General features: G+C 38.9%; 2 protein-coding genes. Both read right to left on the reverse strand.

What is annotated here, in order from left to right; translation table 11 throughout:
• Positions 1-727: HAD-IB family phosphatase (locus tag AC1DPQ_RS27270; RefSeq protein ID WP_477611492.1), on the reverse strand; the 727-nt coding region annotated here is incomplete at its 3' end.
• Positions 727-1,557, reverse strand: an 831-nt coding sequence (locus AC1DPQ_RS27275; RefSeq protein WP_477611493.1) for an NAD-dependent epimerase/dehydratase family protein, incomplete at its 5' end; no start/stop codon positions are given. The genes AC1DPQ_RS27275 and AC1DPQ_RS27270, both read right to left, overlap by 1 nt.

The following is a 1,557-nucleotide window of genomic DNA, read 5'->3' on the forward strand; positions in this document are numbered from 1 at the left end:
CAACTTCACCAATTACCAGGCAAAGGATTCTGTTTTTAGGATAAGAAATTGCACGCGGCAGATCGTTTACGTACAAAAACTCGTCGAAGCTTGGTGTTACATGGTCAGCTTTCGAAACAATACTTTCACGGGCTATATTCTCCGTAAATGCAAAAAATTTATTGATGATACCGCTTTCGCGCAACTGGAAATCAGAGTACCCATCGCCAATACCGAATAGTTCGCCTTCGAGCTTTAAATGCTGAAGTAATTTTACTTTGCCACCCTCTTCACTTAAAGGATTGGTATGATCGTAATCTATAATTTTACCATCGCCAGTGGTTACAAAGGTATTGGCATAAATATTTTCCTTTTTAATGTGGTATTGGCTCACTACAGGAGTAATAAATTCCTTAAATCCGCCAGAAACAATCAGCACCTCATCGGCATGTTTCTTAAAAAACTCAGCATTACGCGAAAAAGAGGTAGACACTTTCTTTTTCAAATGTTTGATGAGTTGTTTTAAATGATCTTCGTTAGCTTCAAGAAGCTTAACACGTTGTGCTAAACTTTCGGAGAAGGAAAGTTTTCCTTCCATGGCAAAATTGGTATAATCTTCAATTTTTTGAAAAATCGCCTCTTTATCTGGGTGGTTCTTTAGCGAAATTCGTGCAAGTTCATCAAGTGCTTCTACCTGTGTAAAGGTACTATCAAAATCGATGATGTAATAGGCTTTCTGTTTGGGCATTATCTTAAATGTTGGGTAATTTCTTTTATGCTTTCGGCAACCGGCTTAAAGGTAATGCCAGTTTCCGTTTTTATTTTATTGTTATTGTAATAACTTAATGTTAAACTGCTCTTTGCAGCATCTTTAGTGATGGAAGGCTGTTTACCAGTGAATATGGATGCAAATTTTAGCGCCCTCCAGGCTATTCCGAGCATCCATGGTTTTGCTTCTCTTTTTGGTTCTTTAACGCCAAAACCCTGAGCAATTTCACTGAACAGATCTTTATAATGATAATCATCGGCAGAAATGATATACCGTTCTCCCGAAACTTCAGCATCCATTAACAGGATCATCGCTTTGGCCACATCTTCAACATCTACAAAACCAGAAGCCCCATCGGTGTAAAAGGGAAAACCACCTTTTATCAGTTTAAAAATTGCTCCACTCCCCTCAAAGCCCGCATTTTTACCGATAATTACCGATGGGTTGACAATGATAGCATCTAAACCTTCAGTAATGCCCCGCCAAACTTCCATCTCACCCTCGTATTTCGATAAACCGTAGGCGTGTGCTCTGGCATCATATTCCCAAAAGTCTTTTTCAGTAATTTTATTGCCCTTTTTAGCATTTCCCAACGCAGCAACTGAGCTTACATGCAATAAACGGCAATTATTTTCGGCACAAAGATTTACAATGTTCGAGGTTCCTTCTATGTTTACATGGAAAAGTTGCTTTTTATCTTTTGGGTTGAAGGACACAAAAGCTGCGCAATGGTAAACTTTGGTAATCCCGATAAAGGCATCTTCCAATACGGAAGGCTCGTTAATATCAGCCTCAAACCATTCAATGAG

The organism is Pedobacter sp. 01T416_2, assembly GCF_056398925.1.